General features: G+C 76.6%; 18 protein-coding genes and 1 pseudogene. 14 read left to right on the top strand and 5 right to left on the bottom strand.

Features of this window, described 5'->3' with window-relative positions; all coding sequences use genetic code 11:
- The 9 genes and pseudogenes from HLV61_RS14465 to HLV61_RS14425 all read left to right on the top strand — a co-directional run.
- Positions 1–190: pseudogene (locus HLV61_RS14465) on the top strand (DUF2382 domain-containing protein); the annotation flags it as partial.
- 160 nt (positions 191–350) lie between these two features.
- Entirely contained in the window at positions 351–1,265 is a 915-nt protein-coding gene (locus tag HLV61_RS14460) for an AAA family ATPase (RefSeq protein WP_369256580.1), read from the top strand.
- A complete protein-coding gene (locus HLV61_RS14455) occupies positions 1,258–2,379 on the top strand; it encodes a vWA domain-containing protein (RefSeq protein ID WP_369256578.1) in 1,122 nt (373 codons plus the stop codon). The genes HLV61_RS14460 and HLV61_RS14455 overlap by 8 nt, the downstream gene beginning before the upstream one ends.
- Positions 2,380–2,390: 11 nt before the next feature.
- The gene (locus HLV61_RS14450) at positions 2,391–3,512 is read left to right on the top strand and encodes an XdhC family protein (protein WP_369256576.1); all 1,122 of its coding nucleotides are present in this window, start codon (positions 2,391–2,393) and stop codon (positions 3,510–3,512) included.
- 17 nt (positions 3,513–3,529) lie between these two features.
- Positions 3,530–4,126: an MOSC domain-containing protein gene (locus HLV61_RS14445; protein ID WP_369256574.1), complete on the top strand. Its 597-nt coding sequence runs from the start codon at positions 3,530–3,532 to the stop codon at positions 4,124–4,126.
- A gap of 35 nt (positions 4,127–4,161) precedes the next feature.
- Positions 4,162–5,052, top strand: a complete 891-nt coding sequence (locus HLV61_RS14440) for an AAA family ATPase (protein ID WP_369256572.1) — start codon at positions 4,162–4,164, stop codon at positions 5,050–5,052.
- A gap of 123 nt (positions 5,053–5,175) precedes the next feature.
- Positions 5,176–6,027, top strand: coding sequence for a VWA domain-containing protein (locus HLV61_RS14435; protein WP_369256570.1), 852 nt, complete (start codon positions 5,176–5,178; stop codon positions 6,025–6,027).
- A gap of 12 nt (positions 6,028–6,039) precedes the next feature.
- Positions 6,040–7,071, top strand: coding sequence for a nitronate monooxygenase (locus tag HLV61_RS14430; protein WP_369256568.1), 1,032 nt, complete (start codon positions 6,040–6,042; stop codon positions 7,069–7,071).
- Positions 7,072–7,159: 88 nt separating this feature from the next.
- A complete protein-coding gene (locus tag HLV61_RS14425) occupies positions 7,160–8,860 on the top strand; it encodes an AMP-binding protein (protein WP_369256566.1) in 1,701 nt (566 codons plus the stop codon).
- Positions 8,861–8,909: 49 nt separating this feature from the next.
- Here the strand turns inward: HLV61_RS14425 and HLV61_RS14420 are convergent, their stop codons facing one another.
- The 3 genes from HLV61_RS14420 to HLV61_RS14410 form a co-directional block, all read right to left on the bottom strand.
- Positions 8,910–10,037 (bottom strand): NDMA-dependent alcohol dehydrogenase, encoded by a 1,128-nt coding sequence (locus HLV61_RS14420; RefSeq protein WP_369256564.1) that lies wholly within the window; start codon positions 10,035–10,037, stop codon positions 8,910–8,912.
- 140 nt (positions 10,038–10,177) lie between these two features.
- Complete coding sequence (locus HLV61_RS14415) at positions 10,178–10,339, bottom strand: hypothetical protein (RefSeq protein ID WP_204264048.1); 162 nt, start codon at positions 10,337–10,339, stop codon at positions 10,178–10,180.
- A 9-nt stretch (positions 10,340–10,348) separates the two neighbouring features.
- Positions 10,349–11,125 carry a class E sortase gene (locus HLV61_RS14410; protein ID WP_369256562.1) on the bottom strand — a complete coding sequence of 259 codons (777 nt, stop codon included), beginning with the start codon at positions 11,123–11,125 and terminating at the stop codon, positions 10,349–10,351.
- Positions 11,126–11,178: 53 nt separating this feature from the next.
- Between HLV61_RS14410 and HLV61_RS14405 the strand changes: the two genes are divergently transcribed.
- From HLV61_RS14405 to HLV61_RS14395, 3 genes are all read left to right on the top strand, one after another.
- A complete protein-coding gene (locus HLV61_RS14405) occupies positions 11,179–12,639 on the top strand; it encodes a bifunctional 3-(3-hydroxy-phenyl)propionate/3-hydroxycinnamic acid hydroxylase (protein WP_369256560.1) in 1,461 nt (486 codons plus the stop codon).
- A 39-nt stretch (positions 12,640–12,678) separates the two neighbouring features.
- Positions 12,679–12,909 carry a hypothetical protein gene (locus HLV61_RS14400; RefSeq protein ID WP_369256559.1) on the top strand — a complete coding sequence of 77 codons (231 nt, stop codon included), beginning with the start codon at positions 12,679–12,681 and terminating at the stop codon, positions 12,907–12,909.
- Between the two features lie 289 nt (positions 12,910–13,198).
- Complete coding sequence (locus HLV61_RS14395) at positions 13,199–14,185, top strand: oxidoreductase (protein ID WP_369256557.1); 987 nt, start codon at positions 13,199–13,201, stop codon at positions 14,183–14,185.
- Between the two features lie 106 nt (positions 14,186–14,291).
- Here HLV61_RS14395 and HLV61_RS14390 read toward each other — a convergent pair whose 3' ends face one another.
- Positions 14,292–14,753, bottom strand: coding sequence for an SRPBCC family protein (locus tag HLV61_RS14390; protein WP_369256555.1), 462 nt, complete (start codon positions 14,751–14,753; stop codon positions 14,292–14,294).
- Positions 14,754–14,798: 45 nt separating this feature from the next.
- On the opposite strand from HLV61_RS14390, the gene HLV61_RS14385 reads away from it, so the two are divergent.
- Positions 14,799–16,019 carry a cysteine desulfurase-like protein gene (locus HLV61_RS14385; protein WP_369256553.1) on the top strand — a complete coding sequence of 407 codons (1,221 nt, stop codon included), beginning with the start codon at positions 14,799–14,801 and terminating at the stop codon, positions 16,017–16,019.
- Between the two features lie 62 nt (positions 16,020–16,081).
- On the opposite strand, the gene mftR is transcribed toward HLV61_RS14385, so the two are convergent.
- Positions 16,082–16,717 (bottom strand): mycofactocin system transcriptional regulator, encoded by a 636-nt coding sequence (gene mftR / locus HLV61_RS14380; RefSeq protein WP_369256551.1) that lies wholly within the window; start codon positions 16,715–16,717, stop codon positions 16,082–16,084.
- A gap of 134 nt (positions 16,718–16,851) precedes the next feature.
- Between mftR and mftA the strand changes: the two genes are divergently transcribed.
- Positions 16,852–16,974 (top strand): mycofactocin precursor MftA, encoded by a 123-nt coding sequence (gene mftA, locus HLV61_RS14375; protein ID WP_369256549.1) that lies wholly within the window; start codon positions 16,852–16,854, stop codon positions 16,972–16,974.
- The last annotated feature ends 6 nt before the right edge of the window (positions 16,975–16,980 follow it).

Raw genomic sequence — 16,980 nt, 5'->3', positions numbered from 1 at the left:
CCTGGACACCCAGACGGTCACCGAGCAGCAGCAGGTCTCCGAGCAGGTGCGCAAGGAGCAGATCGAGGTCGACGGCGGCCAGACCGGTGTCGCCGGCACGGGCACCACGGGCCGTGAGGACGACCGGGGCCTCGTGCAGAAGGCCAAGGACGCCCTGGACCGCGACAACGACGGCAAGATCGGTCGGTAGGCACCAGCGCACCACGGCCCGGTCCTGACCGGGCACGACACAGTCGGCGGCGGCCGGCCGGAGACGACGACTCCCGGCCGGCCGCCGTGTCGTCTGCAACCGTTGCGGGCTCCCGGGTCGGCCCCTGTCGGGCGCCTGCGCAGGTGGGATGCTCGGCGGCGTGACCGAGACCACGGCTGCGCCGTCCACCCGGGCCGACGGCCTCCCCGGCGGCCCGGAGGAGCTGGCCGCGGCTCTCCGGTCGACCGGGTACCTGCCCGACGAGGGCCTGGCCACCGCCGCCTACCTGGCCCTGGTCATGCGCCGCCCACTGTTCCTCGAGGGCGAGGCCGGCGTCGGCAAGACCGCCCTCGCCCGGTCGCTGGCCGCCGTCACCGGCCGCCCGCTGTACCGCCTGCAGTGCTACGAGGGCCTCGAGGCCAGCCAGGCGCTCTACGACTGGGACTTCGGCCGACAGCTGCTGCACCTGCGCGCCGCCGAGGCCGCGCACGCCACGGCCGACACCGAGTCGCTCGAGGCCTCGCTCTACGACCGGCGGTTCCTGCTCGCCCGCCCGCTGCTGCAGGCGCTGGAGGACTCCCCGAGCGTGCTGCTCGTCGACGAGGTCGACCGCGCCGACGACGAGTTCGAGGCGTTCCTGCTCGAGGTCCTCTCCGACTTCACGATCTCCATCCCGGAGCTGGGCACCGTGCGCGCCGACGTCCCGCCGCTGGTGGTGCTGACCTCCAACCGCACCCGCGAGGTGCACGACGCGCTCAAGCGCCGCTGCCTCTACCACTGGCTGGAGCACCCCGACTTCGACCGCGAGGTGGCGATCCTGCGGACCCGGCTGCCGGAGGTCACCGAGCGGCTGGCCCGCGAGGTGGCCCGGGCGACGGCGAAGCTGCGCACGCTGGACCTGCTCAAGCCGCCCGGCGTCGCCGAGGCGATGGACTGGGCCACCGCGCTGCACGCGCTGGGTGCCCGCGACCTCGACCCCGACCTCGCCGCACGCACGCTCGGCGCGGTGATCAAGTACCGCGAGGACACCGACCGGGTGCGCTCGCTCGCGCGGGGGGCGCTCTTCGGTGGCTGACCCCTCGCCCCGTCGGGACGTCGTCGCCACGGTCCTGGGGTTCGTCCGCACGCTGCGCGCCGCCGGCATGACCGCCTCCCCGGACCGGGTCGAGGCCATGCTCACGGCGGTGGCGGCGCTCGACGTCCTCGACGCCACCGCCGTCTACTGGGCCGGCCGGCTGACGCTGTGCTCCGGCCCGGACGACCTCGACCGCTACGACGCCGCGTTCGCCGCGTACTTCGGCGGCGAGGCCCCCCGGCGGGGGCGTCCCCCGGCGACCGCCCCGCCGCGGATCGCCGTCACCGCGCCGCTGCAGGAGGGCGGCGGGGCCGGCGAGGAGGGCGAGGACCCCTCGGACCTCGCCGTCGCCGCCTCGGCCGACGAGGTGCTGCGCCAGCGCGACGTCGCCGACCTGACCCCCGCCGAGCGCGAGCACCTGCGGCGGCTGTTCGCGCTGGTGCGCCCGGCGTCGCCGATGCGCCCGGCCCGCCGCCGCCGGCCCTCCGCCCACGGGTCCGTGCACCCGGCGCGCACGGTGCGGCGGGCGCTGCGCACCGGCGGTGAGGTCTCCCGGCTGCTGCACCGGCGGGCCCGGCCGCGGCCGCGGCGGGTGGTGCTGCTGGTCGACGTCTCCGGCTCGATGAGCCCCTACGCCGACGCGCTGCTGCGGTTCGCCCACGCGGCGGTGCGCGCCCGGCCGGCCTCGACCGAGGTGTTCACCATCGGCACCCGGCTGACCCGCGTGACGCGGGAGATGCGGCTGCGCGACCCCGACCGGGCGCTGGCGGCCAGCGGCACCGCGATCCCCGACTGGTCGGGCGGCACGCGGCTCGGCGAGGTGCTCAAGGCGTTCCTCGACCGGTGGGGACAGCGCGGGACCGCCCGCAGCGCCGTCGTCGTGGTGTGCAGCGACGGCTGGGAGCGGGGGAGTCCCGACCTGCTGCGCGAGCAGATGGCGCGGCTGCGCCGCCTCGCGCACGCCGTCGTCTGGGTCAACCCGCACAAGGGCCGGGCGGGCTACGAGCCGCTGACCGGTGGGATGCAGGCGGCGCTGCCGTCGGTCGACGCGTTCGTGTCGGGCCACAGCCTGGCCGCCTTCGAGGAGCTGTCGGGAGTGATCTCGCGTGTGTGAGAGGAGCGGTCATGCGTGAGGTGCTCGACGACCTGGTCGGGTGGTGGCAGGCCGGCGAGACGGTCGGGATGGGGACGGTCGTGGCCACCTGGCGCTCCGCGCCGCGGCCGGCCGGGGCGGCGATGCTCGTCGGCCCCGACGGGACGGCGGTCGGCAGCGTGTCCGGCGGCTGCGTCGAGGGCGCGGTGTACGAGGAGGCCAAGGACGTCGTCGAGTCCGGCGTCCCGACGCTGGAGCGCTACGGCGTCAGCGACGACGACGCGTTCGCCGTCGGCCTGACCTGCGGCGGGATCCTCGACGTGTTCGTCGAGCCGGTGTCGCGCGAGTCGTTCCCCGAGCTCGGGGAGATCGCCTCGTCGGTGGGCCGGCACGAGCCGGTCGCCGTCGTCACCTGCGTGCGCGGTCCCGACGACCGCCTGGGCCGCCGGCTGGTGCTCTGGCCCGACCGCGCGTCGGGCACCCTGGGCCTGCAGCGCCTCGACGACGCCGTCGCCGCCGACGCCCGCGGGATGCTCGCCGCCGGCCGCACGGCCACGCTGACCTACGGCCACGACGGCGAGCGGCGCGGCGACGAGCTCACGCTGTTCGTCTCCTCCTTCGCCCCGCCGGCGCGGATGGTCGTGTTCGGCGCCATCGACTTCGCGGCCGCCGTCGCCCGGGTCGGGGCGTTCCTCGGTTACCGGGTGACCGTGTGCGACGCCCGGCCCGTCTTCGCCACCGCCCGCCGCTTCCCCGACGCGCACGAGGTCGTCGTCGAGTGGCCGCACCGCTACCTGCAGGCCGAGGTCGAGGCCGGCCGGGTCGACGAGCGCACGGTGCTGTGCGTGCTCACCCACGACCCGAAGTTCGACGTCCCGCTGCTGGAGGTGGCGCTGCGCCTGCCGGTGGCCTACGTCGGGGCGATGGGCTCGCGGCGCACCCACGAGGAGCGGCTCGAGCGGCTGCGCGAGGCGGGGCTGACCGCGGCCGAGCTGGAGCGGCTGTCCTCGCCGATCGGCCTGGACCTCGGCGCCCGCACGCCGGAGGAGACCGCCGTCTCGATCGCCGCGGAGATCATCGCGGGGCGCTGGGGCGGCTCGGGGGAGCGGCTGACCGGGATCGAGGGCCCCATCCACCGCACCGCCGACCGGTGAGTGGCCTGTGTAGCGCTATGGGCTCCCCGGGCCGGCCGCACCGGTACGACGTCGAGGTCGTGGGGCTGCTGGTCTCGCCGGTGCACCGCTACGACGGGCGGCCGGGCGGTGCCGTGCCGGCCCAGGACGCCGACCGCGTGGAGCGGGTCGACGTCCGCGCCGGGCACGGCGTCGTCGGCGACCGCTACGCCGGCCGGCCCGCGCACCGCGACGCCGCCGTCACGGTGCTGGCCGCCGAGTCGGTGGAGGCGCTGGCCGCCGAGCTCGGCACCGGCCCGCTCGACGCGCTGCTGACCCGCCGCAACGTCGTCCTGCGCGGCGCCGAGGTCGAGGCGCTGCGCGGGGAGGAGTTCGCGCTGGACTGCGGGGAGGGCGTCGTCGTCCTGCGGGGCGGGCGCCCGGCCAACCCGTGCGCCTGGCTGGACACCGTCCTCGCGCCGGGCGCGCACCGGGGCATGCGCGGGCGCGGGGGAGTGCGCTGCGCACCGCTGTCCGACGGCGTGCTGCGGCTCGGTCCCGCCGTCCTCACCAGCGCCGTTCCGCTCGACGCCGCCCGCGCGGGGGAGCCCCACCGGGTGCTGCCCCGCCCCCGGCCGGGTCTCGGGGACACGTAGCCTGCGTCACATCCGCCCCCTGCGAGAGGAGCCGCGTGACGCCGACCGTGCCCCACCCGGTCATCGGGCTGCGCCGCGAGCGGGAGGTGCTCACCGTGGCGCTGCGCACCAACCGGCACGTCGTCCTCGAGGGGCCGCCCGGCACGGGCAAGTCCACGCTGCTGCGCTCGGTCGCCGCGGAGGACGGCCAGGACGTCGTCTTCGTCGAGGGCAACGCCGAGCTCACGCCGGCCCGGCTGATCGGCCAGTACGACCCGGCCGCCGTCCTCGCCGAGGGCTACGTGCCCGGCAGCTTCACCGACGGGCCGCTGCTCACGGCCATGCGCGGGCACGGGCTGCTCTACCTCGAGGAGCTCAACCGCATCCCCGAGGAGACGCTCAACGTCCTCATCACCGTGCTCACCGAGGGCGAGATCACCGTGCCGCGCCTCGGGCACGTGCGGGCCGCCGCCGGGTTCCGGCTGATCGCGGCGATGAACCCCTTCGACGCGATCGGCACCGCGCGCGTGGGCCAGGCGATCGCCGACCGGATGTGCCGCGTCGTCCTCGGCTACCAGGACGCCGAGGCCGAGCGGGCCATCGTCACCGCCGTCACGGGGGCGCCCCCGGCGCTCATCGGCCTCGCCGTCCGGCTGGTGCGCGCCACCCGCGAGCACCGCGACGTCCGGATGGGCTCGTCGGTGCGCGGCGCCACCGACCTCGTGCTGCTGCTCGGCGGCCTGCTCGACGTCCGCGGGCAGTCCGGCCTCGGCGCCGAGGGCGCCCGCGAGACCGCCCGCGACGCCGCGTACGCCGCGCTGTCGGGGCGCATCCGCGTCGCCGACGGCGTCGAGCGCACGCCCGAGGCGGTCATCGACGACATCCTCGACGACGTCTGGCCACCGGACGGGCCGCCACCGCAGGACGACGAGTCGGCCGACCCTTGAAGGGCCCCTGGGGAGGGAGGAGGTGAGGGCCCGCCGGAGTCCCCGGCGGGCACCGACTCCCCCTCCGCGCCGCGCCGCGACCGCTCGGGCGGTGGCCGCCGGAGGCAGACCGGCAGGCGGGAGATGGCCGCCCGGCACGACGCCTTCGAGGAGGTCAGCCCGGAGGTCGGCGAGCTCGACGAGGAGGCCTTCGCCGCGCTGATGGCCGAGGACGCCGACGCCGCGGCCGCGCTGCTCACCGACCTCGCCGCGGCCACCGACCGGGAGCTGCGGACGGCGGCCCAGCGGCTCGCCGCGCGGGTGTTCGTGCAGGTGGGCCGGGTCGGGCGGGCGCGCACCCGCGGCACGCGCCGGCTGGTGCCCGACCGCCGGGGCGACGGCGACCTGGACCTCGACCGCACGCTCGACCGCTGGGACGTCGGGACGCCGCTGGCCGAGGGCGACCTGGTGACGCGCCGCTGGACGGGGCACCGCCGCACGGTCTGCCTCGCCGTCGACACGTCGGGGTCGATGACGGGGCTCGGCGTGGCGATCGCGGCGGTGGCCGCGGCCGGCGTCGTCCTCACCGGCGACGAGAAGCTGCGCACCAGCCTGCTCACCTTCGGCCGGGAGGTCGACGTCGTGCAGCGGCCGGGCCAGCGGCGCGCCGCCGAGGACGTCGTGACGCACCTGATCGGGCTGCGCGGGCACGGGATGACCGACCTGTCCGCCGCGCTGCGGGCCGCGCGGCTGCAGCTGGCGCCCGAGGTCGCCGACGAGCGGGTGGTCGTGCTGCTCTCGGACTGCCTGCACACCACCGGCGACCCGCCGGAGACGGCGCTGGCCGGCATCGACCGGCTCGACGTGCTCTGCCCGCTGCCCACGCCCGAGGCGGAGGAGGCGGCCCGCGCCCTGGCCGCCCGGGGCGGGGGGACGGCGCAGATGGTGCGGACGGTGCGCGACCTCGGCCCCGCCCTCACCCGCCTGCTCGGCTGAGAGGCTGGGTGCATGGTGCTGGGACTCCGCGAGCCGATCGTGCAGGCCCCGATGGCAGGTGGTCCGTCCACCCCGGCGCTGGCCGCCGCGGTCTCGGGAGCCGGCGGCCTGGGCTTCCTCGCCGCGGGCTACCGGTCGCCGGAGGCCGTGCGGGAGGAGATCCGGGCGACCCGGGAGCTGACGCCGGAGCGCTTCGGCGTCAACGTCTTCCTCCCGGGGCCGCCCGGCGACGACGCGGCGGTGCGCCGCTATGCCGCGCAGCTGAGCGCGGAGGCCGGGCGCCGGGGCGTCGAGCTGGGCGAGCCGCGATGGGACGACGACGCGTGGGAGGCGAAGGTCGCCGTCCTCGCCGAGGAGCGGGTGCCGGTGGCGTCGTTCACCTTCGGCCTGCCCCGGCCCGACGTCGTCGCGGTGCTGCACGACGCCGGCGCCACCGTGCTGGTCACCGTGACCAGCCCCGAGGAGGCCGTGGCCGCCGCGGAGGCCGGTGCGGACGCGCTGGTCGTCCAGGGCGTCGAGGCCGGCGGCCACCGGGGCGGCTTCCGCGACGAGGACGGCATGGGCGAGTACGGGCTGCTCGTGCTGCTGCGGCTCGTCGCCCGGGCCGTGGACCTGCCGCTGGTGGCCGCCGGCGGGCTCGGGGACGGCGCCTCGGTGGCCGCGGTGCTGGTGGCCGGGGCGGAGGCGGCGCAACTCGGCACGGCGTTCCTGGGGTGCCCCGAGGCCGGCACGAGCCCGCTGCACCGCGCGGCCCTCGCCACGGGCGGGGAGACGGCGCTGACCCGCGCGTTCAGCGGCCGCCGGGCCCGGGCCCTGGTCAACCGCTTCCTCGCCGAGCACGGCGCGACCGCCCCGGCCGCCTATCCCCAGGTCCACCACCTGACGACGCCGCTGCGCGCCGCCGCCCGCTCGGCCGGGGACGCCGACGGGATCAACCTGTGGGCCGGGCAGGGGCACCGCCTGGTCGAGCCGCTGCCCGCCGGCGAGCAGGTCCGCCGCCTCGCCGACGACGCCCGGGCGGCGCTGGCCCGCGCCGCCCGCTGACCGGTCGCCGGGCGAGGTCGGGGTGGTGGCCGCGGGCCGATCGTCCGACCATGCCGGGGCCACGACCGCACGATCGAGGAGCCGCCGCATGACCGGCACCGCCACGACCGCCTACCGCGCCGCCCGCGACCAGTTGCTGGCGCTGCGCGGGGACCCCGTCCGGGCCGCCGCGGAGTTCCGCTGGCCGGTGATCGACGGCCCGTTCAACTGGGCGGTCGACTGGTTCGACGAGATCGCCCGGGGCGTCGAGCGGCCCGGGCTGGTGATCGCGCAGGACGACGGCAGCGAGGGCAGCTGGACCTTCGACGGGCTCGCCCGCCGCTCGGACCAGGTGGCCGCATGGCTGCGCGAGCGCGGCGTGCGGCGCGGTGACCGCGTCGTCCTCATGCTCGGCAACCGGGTGGAGCTGTGGGAGTCGATGCTCGCCGTCATGAAGCTCGGCGCGGTGATCATGCCGACGACGACGGCCCTGCCGCCCGCGGACCTCGCCGACCGCATCGGCCGCACCGGCGCCCGCCACGTGGTCGTCGACGTCGCCGAGACCGCCAAGTTCGCCGACGTCCCCCCCGGCGACTACGGGCGGATCGCCGTGGGCGGCGAGGCGCCCGGCTGGGCGCCCTACGCCGACGCGGCCGGTGCCCCCGACCGACCGCTGGGACATCCCGGCACCGAGCCCGGTGACCCGCTGCTCCTGTACTTCACCAGCGGCACCACCAGCCGGCCCAAGCTGGTCGAGCACACCCAGGTCAGCTACCCGGTCGGGCACCTGTCGACGATGTACTGGCAGGGCCTGCAGCCCGGCGACCGGCACCTCAACATCAGCTCCCCGGGCTGGGCCAAGCACGCCTGGAGCTGCTTCTTCGCCCCGTGGGCGGCGGAGGCGACCGTCCACCTGCTCGACTACCGGCGCTTCGACCCCGCGGTGCTGCTCGGCCGCATCCGCGACGCCGGCATCACCACGTTCTGCGCACCGCCCACGGTGTGGCGGATGCTCATCCAGGCCGACCTCACCGGCGGGCCGGGGCAGCTGCGGGAGGTGCTGGCCGCCGGCGAGCCGCTCAACCCCGAGGTCATCGAGCAGGTCCGCCGGCGGTGGGGGCTGACGCTGCGCGACGGCTACGGGCAGACCGAGACGACGGCGGCGGTGGGCAACCCGCCCGGCGCCGAGGTGCGGCCGGGCTCGATGGGCCGGCCGCTGCCGGGCGTGCCGGTGGTGCTGGTCGACCCGGTCACCGGCGAGCGGGGCGACGACGGCGAGATCTGCCTGGACCTCGCGCAGCGGCCGCTGAACCTGATGACCGGCTACCGGGGCGACCCCGAGCGGGCGGCCGAGGCGATGGCCGGCGGCTACTACCACACCGGCGACGTCGCGACCCGGGACGCCGACGGCTACGTCACCTACGTCGGGCGCACCGACGACGTGTTCAAGGCCAGCGACTACAAGATCAGCCCGTTCGAGCTGGAGAGCGTGCTCATCGAGCACCCGGCGGTGGTGGAGGCCGCCGTCGTCCCCGTGCCCGACCCGGTGCGGCTGGCGGTGCCCAAGGCCTACGTCACGCTGGCGCCGGGCTGGGAGCCGGGGCCGGAGACGGCGCTGGCGGTGCTGCGGCACGCGCGTGAGCGGCTGGCGCCCTTCCTGCGGGTGCGGCGGGTGGAGTTCGCGGAGCTGCCGAAGACGATCTCGGGGAAGATCCGCCGGGTCGAGTTGCGGCAGCGCGAGGAGCGGGCGGCTCCGCGGGGCACCGGCACCGACTGGGCCGACACCGACTTCCCGGAGCTGCGCGGCTGAGGCGCCCCCGTTCCCGCCGGCGCGGCGCCGGCGGGAACGGGGGAGCGGGTCAGCGGTCGGAGTCGGAGTAGACGACCATCCCGCGGATGTTCTTGCCGTCGCGCATGTCCTGGTAGCCCTGGTTGATGTCCTCGAGCTTGTACTTCGTGGTGGCGAGCTCGTCGAGCTTGAGCTGACCCTCCTGGTAGAGGCTGAGCAGCTCGGGGATCGCCGCCCGCGGGGCCAGGCCGCCGAAGATCGCGCCCTGCAGGTCCTTCTGCAGCAGCGTGAGCTCGAAGAGGCTGAGCTTGACGTCGGTGTTGGCGGCGTTGCCCATGCCGGTGACGACGGCGCGGCCGCCCTTGCCGGTCAGGGTGAGCGCGGCCTGGATGTCCTCGCCCTGGATGTCGCCGACGGTGATGATCGTCTTCTCGGCCATCCGGCCCCAGGTCAGCTCGTTGACCTTCTCCGTGGCCTCCTCGGCCGACTCGAAGACGTGCGTGGCGCCCATCTCCATCGCCCACTCGCGCTTGCGCGCCACCGGGTCGATGACCATGACCCGCTTGGCCCCGGCCGCCGCCGCGCCCTGCACGGCGTTCATGCCGACGCCGCCGGCGCCCATGACGACGACGTTCTCCCCGGGACGGACGTCGGCGACCTTGGTGGCCGAGCCCCAGCCGGTGGTGACGCCGCAGCCGACCAGCGCGGCGATCTCCAGCGGGATGTCGGGCTCGATCTTCACCACCGACGCCTGGTGCACCGTGACGTAGGGCGAGAAGGTACCCAGCAGGCACATCGGGATGACGTCCTGGCCGCGGGCCTGGACGCGGTAGCTGCCGTCGGAGATCGACGTGCCGGCGAGCAGGCTGGCCCCGAGGTCGCAGAGGTTCTGCATCCCCTTCGAACACGGCGGGCACTGCCCGCACGCGGGGATGAACGCGGTGACGACGTGGTCGCCCTCCTGCAGCCCCGTGACGCCGGGACCGACCTTGGTGACGACGCCGGAGCCCTCGTGCCCGCCGATCACCGGGTAGAAGGCGACGGGGGTGCCGCCGGTGACCAGGTGCTCGTCGCTGTGGCAGAGCCCGGAGGCGGCCAGCTGGACCTGGACCTCGCCCTCCCTCGGGTCACCCAGCTCGATCTCCTCGATCGACCACTCCTCGCCCACGCCCCACAGGATCGCGCCCTTGGTCTTCACCCGGTCTCCTCTCGGTCCGGCCCGCCGACGGTGGCGGGCAGGCTGGTACGCACACTCCACCGGAGTGTGCGCCAGGCCACAGACTCTGTGCGGCACCGGGTGCCGTCAAGGGGCGCAACGGTGTGCAACGCGCCGCGGCGTCACCGCCCGTCGACGGTCACCGCGGTGAAGGGGAGGTGCGGTTCCACCCACGGGAAGACGACGAACAGCAGCAGCGCGGCCACCGCCAGGGCGAGCAGCAGCGACAGCCCCGAGCGGGTCGCCGTCCCGCCGGGCAGGTGCCGCCAGATCCACCGGTACACCGGTCCTCCTCAGCCCTCGGTCAGGGCCGGCGGCCCGTCGGGTGCCTGTGCGCGGGTGACGCCCGGGCCGTCGAGGACGGCGTGCACGACCAGCCGCTGCCGCGCCGAGTACCGGGGGTGGCAGGTGGTGAGCGTCAGGTAGGCACCGGTGGGCGCGGCGTCGGGGGCGCCGCCGGGCGTCGGCGCGATGACCTCGACGTCGGCCGGTGACACGATCTGCGAGCCGGGGACGCCGTTCGGGTCCTGGCCGTCGGCGAGCACGCGGTAGGTGAACCAGCCGTCGGCCACCTCGACGACGATCGGGTCGCCGGGCCGCATCCGGTCCAGGTCCAGGAAGGGCGAGCCGCGGCCCACCCGGTGCCCGGCGAGGGCGACGTTGCCCGGCCGGCCGGGCATGGCCGTCCCCGCGTAGTGGCCCGGCCCCTGCGACAGCTGGTCCTCGGCGGTCCCCTCGAGGACGACGCGCGACCAGTCCTCGCCCAGCCGCGGCACGTGCAGCACGGCGAACGGCTGCCCCACCGGCACCGCGGCCGGCGACGTCGGCACGCCGGCGGCCGGCTGCTGCGCGGTCCACTCGGTCTGCAGCCGGTCGGCGAGCCGGTCCTGGTCGCGGGCGCTGAACAGGTCGGTGACCCACAGCTCGTAGACGGCGAACAGCAGCAGCACGACACCGGCGGTGAGCAGCGTCTGCCCCAGGCCGCTGACGAGCGTGCGCCAGCGGTCCCCGCCCGTCCGGCCGTACCGGCGCCACTCGGCCGGGGGCGCCGGCGCCTCCGTGGATGTCATCGCGCGCCCACGATGCCAGCCCGGACCCGGGGCGGTCGGCGACACTGGACGGCGTGTCGTCGCAGACGGTGGTACCCCCGGTGGTGGTGGTCGGCGCCGGACCCGTCGGCGCCACCGCTGCGCTGCTCCTCGCCCGGCGCGGGCTGCCCGTGCTCCTGCTCGACCGGCGGCCGCGCCCCTCCGGGCTGCCGCGGGCGGTCCACCTCGACGACGAGGCGCTGCGCGCGCTGGCCGACGCCGGCGTCGCCGAGGAGTTCCTGGCGGTCAGCCGGCCCATGGCGGGGCTGCGGCTGCTCGACGCGGAGCACCGCACCCTCGCCGAGTTCCGCCGCACCGAGGGCGCCGGGCGGCACGGCTGGCCGCAGGCGTCGATGTTCCACCAGCCCGACCTCGAGCGGCTGCTGCGCGCCGCGATCGACCGCACCCCGGGCATCGAGGTGCGCGGCGGCGAGGAGGTCGTGGGGCTGTCGGAGGCTGACCGGTCCGTCACGGTGGCGGTGCTCGAGCGGGCCACCGGGCGCCGCCGCGACGTCGTCGCCTCGGCCGTGCTGGGCTGCGACGGGGCGAACAGCTCCGTCCGCGGGCTGGTCGGCGCGCGCCTGCGCGACCTCGGCCGGCCCGACCGGTGGCTGGTCGTCGACCTGCGCAGGCGGGTCCCGCTGCCGGTGTGGCCCGGCGTGCACCAGGTGTGCGACCCGGTCCGCGCGGCGACGTTCATGCCGGTCAGCGGCGACCGCTACCGCTTCGAGGCGCGGCTGCGGCCGGGGGAGGACGCCCCGGACCTGGCCGGCCCGGCGCTGACCGCCCTGCTGGCGCCGTTCGGGGCGCAGGACGCCGAGGTGGTGCGCGCCTCGGAGTACGTGCACCGCGCGCAGGTGGCCGACCGCTGGCGGCGCGGCCGGGTGCTGCTGGCCGGCGACGCCGCCCACCTCACCCCGCCGTTCGTCGGGCAGGGCCTGGGGCTGGGCCTGCGCGACGTGCACCAGCTGGCGTGGAAGGTGGCCGCCGTGGTGACCGGCGCGGCCGGCGAGGACCTCCTCGACACCCACGGGGCCGAGCGGGGGCCACACGCACGGGCGCTGGTCCGGCTCGCGGCCCTGGTCGGGCGTCTGATGACCGGCGGGGGTGCCGGCGCGGTGCCGGTGCGGCGGGCGGTGCTCGCCGCCGTCGCGCGGGTGCCGGCGCTGGCCGCCTACGCCACCGACAGCCGGACGCCGCCGCTGCGCCGGGGTCCCCTGGTCGACCGGCGCGGCCCGGCCGGCCGCCGGCTGGCCGGGACCCTCGTGCCGCGCGCCCGGGTCCGCTCCGGCGGGGAGGAGTGCCGGATCGACGACGTCCTGGGCCCCGGCACCGCGGTCGTGGCGCTCGCGGGCCCGGGGCGCGTCGCGGTGACCTCCGGCGACCGGCGCACCGAGGTGGAGGACGCCGACGGCACGCTGACCTGCTGGCTGAAGGGGGCGGGAGCGCGCTTCGCCGTCGTCCGGCCCGACCGCGTCGTGCGCGCGGCCGGCTGAGGCGCATCCCCGCGCGCCGGGCGGGGTACGGGGCCGGTCATGCAGATCGACAAGGCACAGATCCTCCAGCTGCTGCAGTCCCAGGGCGACGACGCCAAGGCGCAGCAGGCCGACCAGGAACTGCCCGGGACGGTCGACACCGACCAGCACGCCGGGATCCTGCAGAAGCTCGGACTCGACCCGATGGACCTGATCAAGATGCTCGGCGGTGGCGGAGGGGGCCAGGGCGGCGGCATCGGCGGCGCGATCGGCGGCATCCTCGGCCGCTAGGCGAAGGCCCCCCTGCCCCCCGCTCGCAGGCTCGCGGCGGACCACTGCAGGGGGGGCGTACGGCGCCGGGTGGGGGGCGTCCCCCGCCCGGCGTCGTCGGCCGAGCGGTCCACCCGCGACACGGAGCTGCCGCCCGCCGGTTCCGAGCTCGGCCTGATCTGACACGCCGCCCGTACCGCGGCGACACGCGCATGACACCCTGTAGTCGCTCCACGACGCGTGACTGCCACGCCGGGAGCCGGCGTCGGAGGTGCCGTCCGGCGGCCACCCGGCCCTAGGTTCGCCCGGCATGACGACCACCGTGACGCGCTCCGGACAGGTCTCCCTCGGCGAGCGCGTGGTGCACCGCATGGGCTATGGCGGCATGAGGCTCACCGGGCCTCGGATGACGGGGCCGCCGGCCGACCGCGAGTCCGCTCTCGCCGTCCTGAGCCGGGCGGTGGAGCTGGGGGTCGACCACATCGACACCAGCGGCCTCTACGGCCCGCACGTCGTCGACGACCTGATCCGTGAGGCCCTGCACCCCTACCCCGAGGACCTGGTCATCGTCACCCGGGTGGGTGCCCGCCGGACCCCGGAGGGGGGCTGGGACGAGGCGCTGGGTCCCGATGAGCTGCGCCGGGCGGTGGAGGAGGAACTGGAGCACCTCGGGCTCGACGCGCTGCACGTGGCCAACCTGCGGATGCCGGGACTGGGCGAGCCCGCGGAGCGCTCGCTCACCGAGCCGTTCGAGGCGCTGGCCCAGCTGCGGCAGCAGGGTCTCGTCCGCAACCTCGGGGTGAGCCACATCACCGCCCGGCAGGTCGACGAGGCGCGCCGCATCGCGCCGCTGGCGTGCGTGCAGAACCACTACAACCTGATCCACCGCACCGACGACCGCCTCGTCGAGGACCTGGCCCGCGACGGGATCGCCTTCACGGCGCTGGAGGGGGTCTCCTACACGTCGTTCTTCCCGATGGGGGAGATGACGCCGCCGCAGACGGCGGTGCTGGAGACGGTCGCGCGGCGGGTGGACGCGAGCCCGGTGCAGGTGGCCGTGGCGTGGCTGCTCGCCCGCTCACCGAACGTGCTGGTCATCCCGGGCGCCACCTCGGTGGCGCAGCTGGAGGAGGTGCTCGCGGCGGGCGCGGTGGTGCTCGGCTCCGCCGACATCGAGGAGCTGGACCGCATCGTGACGATGGGCGGACCGCCCGCTGGCGGCGCACCCGCGTGGGGCGGCGGTCCCGGCGGCCGGCCTCCCGGCGGTGGGTGGCCCGGGGGCCGGCCTCCCGGGTGACCGCTCAGCGGCCGGCGGCGCGGGGGGCGGCGTCGGTCCACGCGGGCCGTCGGCCGCGAACCGGGAGGTCCGGTCCGCGTCGGACACGGCCCCGGCTCAGCCGGGATCAGGCCTCGGCGACCCGCTTGATCGCCGCGAGGGTGGCGGGGATGCCCTCGTGGGCGGCACGGATGCGGGCCTGCACCTGCTGCGGGGCGTCGTCGCCGTAGCGCTCCTCCATGAAGGCCAGGCCGTCGGGCAGGAACTCCCAGGTCTCGGTCAGCCGGGTGCCGCCGTCGACCGGCTCCAGCAGGTAGCCCCAGCGCGCCCGCGAGCCGCCCACCAGCCAGGCGAACTCCCGGCCGCGGTCGGCCACGTCGACCCGGCTGCGGGTCTCCCACGTCCGCTCCGGGGTGACGTTGCGGCCGGTGAACCAGTCGCCCACCTGCCCGGTCGCGCCCTCGTCCCACCAGCAGGCGACGCACACCGGGCTCCACTCGCCGGTGCGGGTCACGTCGCTGACCAGGTCGTAGAGCGCCTCCGGGGAGACGGCGACGACGACGGAGTCCGAGTGCGTGAGGTCGTCCACGTCCGGGAGTGTGCCGTCCTCCGCCGTGGCGCATGCTGTCCGGCGATGACCAGCACGAGCACCGCCTACGACGTCGCCGCCGTCCGCGCGGACTTCCCCGCCCTGCGCGCCGGGGCCGCCCACTTCGACGGCCCGGGCGGCTCGCAGGTGCCGCGCCAGGTCGCGCACGCGGTGGCCGCCACGCTGACCGCGCCGATCGCCAACCGCGGCCGGCTCACCGAGGCCGAGCGCAACGCCGACGACGTCGTGCTGGCCGCCCGCGCCGCCGTCGCCGACCTGGCCGGGGGCGACCCCGGCGGCGTCGTGTTCGGGCGCTCGATGACGCAGCTGACCTACGACCTCTCCCGCGCGCTGGCGGCGGGCTGGGGCCCCGGCGACGAGGTGGTCGTCACCCGGCTGGACCACGACGCGAACGTGCGCCCCTGGGTACAGGCCGCGGCCGCCCGGGGGGCCACCGTCCGCTGGGCCGACCTCGACCCGGCCACCGGCGAGCTGACCCCCGAGGCGCTCGCCGCGGTGCTGTCCGACCGCACGCGGGTGGTCGCGGTCACCGGCGCCTCGAACCTGATCGGCACCCGGCCCGACGTCCCGGCGCTCACCGCGCTGGCCCACGAGGCCGGCGCGCTCACCTACGTCGACGGCGTGCACCTCACCGCGCACGCGCCGGTCGACGTCGCGGCACTCGGCGCGGACGTCTTCGCCTGCTCGCCGTACAAGTTCCTCGGCCCGCACCTGGGCTGCGTGGTCGCCGCGCCGTCGCTGCTGGAGACGCTGCACCCGGACAAGCTGCTGCCCTCGACCGACGCCGTCCCCGAGCGCTTCGAGCTCGGCACCCTGCCCTACGAGCTGCTCGCCGGGACCACCGCGGCGGTCGACTACCTCGCCTCCCTCGGTGGGGACGACGGCGACCGGCGGGCGCGGCTGCTGGCCGGCATGGCCGCCGTCGAGGCGCACGAGGACCGGCTGCGCGAGCGGGTCGAGGAGGGCGTCGCGGAGCTGCCCGGCGTCACGCTGTGGTCGCGCGCCCGGCACCGCACGCCGACGCTGCTGCTGACCTGGGCCGACCGGCCCGCCGCCGAGGTGTCCCGCGCGCTGGCCGGGCGCGGCGTCAACGCCCCGGCCGGCAGCTTCTACGCGATCGAGGCATCGCGGGCGCTGGGCCTCGGCGACGCCGGCGGCCTGCGGGTGGGCCTGGCGCCCTACAGCGACGACGACGACGTCGACCGCCTGCTCGAGGGCCTGCACGCCGCGACCTCCCGGGCATAGGAAGCTCTCCCCACGTTCCGCGGCCCGGGACCTGCGTAGCGCTTCCCCTGCCGCGCCGGGGGTCAGCGCAGGCCGGGGAAGCCCTCCGCGAGCTGGCCGAACGCCGTCCGCAGCGCCTCGGCCAGCGAGCCGTCCTCCCCCGCCAGCCACACCTCGAAGGCGGTGGTGGCCGCCGCGCGGGTGGTGGTGGCGACCAGCCGGGGGAGCAGCGCCGAGGGGGCCTGCCCGCACCGGCGGGCGACGTAGCGCGCCACCACCTCGTCGACGTCGGCGTAGCGCACCTGCGAGTGCGCCTGCAGCGCCGGCTCGGTGAGGATCAGCCGCATCCGCCGGCGCAGCACCGGGAGGTCGGCCTCGGCGTAGTCGTTGGCCTCGACGTAGGCGCCGAAGACGGCGGGCAGCACGGCGACGTCGTCGCCGGCCGCGTCGAGCAGGGCGGCCAGCCGGGCCACGTGGCCGGCGAAGTCGCCCCACACGGCGTCGGCCTTGCTGCCCACGTGCCGGAAGAACGTGCGGCGGCTCGTGCCCGCGACCGCGGCGATCTCCTCGATGGTCACCTGCTCGAACCCCTGCGCGCCGAAGAGCTCCAGGGCCGCCCGCTCGATCCGGGCGCGGGTGCCCCCCCGGCCGTCCCCCACGCGCAGCGGGACGGCGGAGAGGGTCCCGGGCGGGACGTCGGCGGCCGACGACGAGCTCACGGGTCCATCCTGGCCCACCCCGCCGGGGAGGTCAGCCCCCGACTCCCCGGGGGTGACCGGCCCTCGCTTGCCGGTGGCACTCGGTGTCTCTAACGTCCCCCGCATCCCGTTCCGCCGTTCCCCCGGAGGTCCGCATGCCCGAGACGACCGCCTCGACCGAGACCCAGGCAGAGACCCAGACGGCCGCCGAGGAGGCCCTGGTCGAGGAGTCCCTCGTGGAGGAGGTCTCCATCGACGGCATGTGCGGCGTCTACTGAGCGCAC

This window comes from Geodermatophilus amargosae, assembly GCF_041028265.1.
GTDB lineage: Bacteria > Actinomycetota > Actinomycetes > Mycobacteriales > Geodermatophilaceae > Geodermatophilus > Geodermatophilus amargosae_A.
Note: the sequence above shows the minus strand (reverse complement) of the source record. Positions and strands in the feature narration are given on the sequence as shown.

Bases quoted from the DNA above. Each gene is read 5' to 3' on its own strand.
- HLV61_RS14450 (WP_369256576.1), top strand. From the start codon at position 2,391: ATGCGTGAGGTGCTCGACGACCTGGTCGGGTGGTGGCAGGCCGGCGAG.
- HLV61_RS14445 (WP_369256574.1), top strand. From the start codon at position 3,530: ATGGGCTCCCCGGGCCGGCCGCACCGGTACGACGTCGAGGTCGTGGGG.
- HLV61_RS14435 (WP_369256570.1), top strand. From the start codon at position 5,176: ATGGCCGCCCGGCACGACGCCTTCGAGGAGGTCAGCCCGGAGGTCGGC.
- HLV61_RS14430 (WP_369256568.1), top strand. From the start codon at position 6,040: ATGGTGCTGGGACTCCGCGAGCCGATCGTGCAGGCCCCGATGGCAGGT.
- HLV61_RS14425 (WP_369256566.1), top strand. From the start codon at position 7,160: ATGACCGGCACCGCCACGACCGCCTACCGCGCCGCCCGCGACCAGTTG.
- HLV61_RS14410 (WP_369256562.1), bottom strand. From the start codon at position 11,125: ATGACATCCACGGAGGCGCCGGCGCCCCCGGCCGAGTGGCGCCGGTAC.
- HLV61_RS14400 (WP_369256559.1), top strand. From the start codon at position 12,679: ATGCAGATCGACAAGGCACAGATCCTCCAGCTGCTGCAGTCCCAGGGC.
- HLV61_RS14395 (WP_369256557.1), top strand. From the start codon at position 13,199: ATGACGACCACCGTGACGCGCTCCGGACAGGTCTCCCTCGGCGAGCGC.
- HLV61_RS14385 (WP_369256553.1), top strand. From the start codon at position 14,799: ATGACCAGCACGAGCACCGCCTACGACGTCGCCGCCGTCCGCGCGGAC.
- mftA (WP_369256549.1), top strand. From the start codon at position 16,852: ATGCCCGAGACGACCGCCTCGACCGAGACCCAGGCAGAGACCCAGACG.